This window comes from Terrisporobacter othiniensis (genome assembly GCF_000808015.1).
Classification (GTDB): domain Bacteria; phylum Bacillota; class Clostridia; order Peptostreptococcales; family Peptostreptococcaceae; genus Terrisporobacter; species Terrisporobacter muris.
The window spans coordinates 1-643 of the sequence record NZ_JWHR01000036.1 but is presented as its reverse complement, the minus strand read 5'-3'; the positions used below and the strand labels follow the sequence as shown (position 1 = coordinate 643).

The 643-nt window shown below is 44.2% G+C and carries 1 protein-coding gene; it reads right to left on the bottom strand.

Features of this window, described 5'->3' with window-relative positions; translation table 11 throughout:
• Positions 1 to 169: 169 nt before the first annotated feature.
• Positions 170 to 580 (bottom strand): DUF6769 family protein, encoded by a 411-nt coding sequence (locus QX51_RS19830; RefSeq protein ID WP_011108102.1) that lies wholly within the window; start codon positions 578 to 580, stop codon positions 170 to 172.
• Positions 581 to 643 lie beyond the last annotated feature (63 nt).

Here is a 643-nt window from a genome sequence, read left to right as displayed (position 1 = left end):
TGTCCTTCATGACCAGTATTTTTACTGTTGCAAGAGCCCAGGACGAATAATCCCACGACTCCTATAAAGATAAGTTTCTTCATAAATGTTGTTTTCCTACTAAGTTTTACTGTTTTTGTACGCTACAAAGATAGAGTAACGCAGATGCAACTTGCTTGCATTTACGTCATTACGCAAAAACAGAGTAGGGAGGGGCTCGAAGGGAGGAGGTACGAGGTATTTTCGTACCGTGCAGGGATTCACGATAGATGTAGTAATTTTTGACTCGTCTTTCCTGCGGTCGTAATAAATGTTCGATGATCGTATCCGTAAACAGGGTGGCGACGAATACGTAATTCGGTCCGCTGTCCGTGTGCACGGAGGGGATGGGGGAGTGGAAGCGGGTCATGCATTCGCTGCTGCAACATGAATCGCTTGCGGGGTGATGATGGTGGTTGGGGCATTGCTGCTCTACCGGTTGGTCCTGCTTCATGCAGATCATCCCGTTGGGGTGGTGGTGATGGGGAATAACGGCGGCTACCAACATAATGATGTTGATAAAGAATAGCATCGTTACTATGAATCGTTTCTTCCCTTTCATCCTTTGTTTATATAGAGCTTTCTAATTTTGTAAAACTTCCAATATCTTTTTACTTTATTATAG

Excerpts from the sequence above, each read along its gene's own strand:
- QX51_RS19830 (WP_011108102.1), bottom strand. The coding sequence starts at position 580 with ATGAAAGGGAAGAAACGATTCATAGTAACGATGCTATTCTTTATCAAC.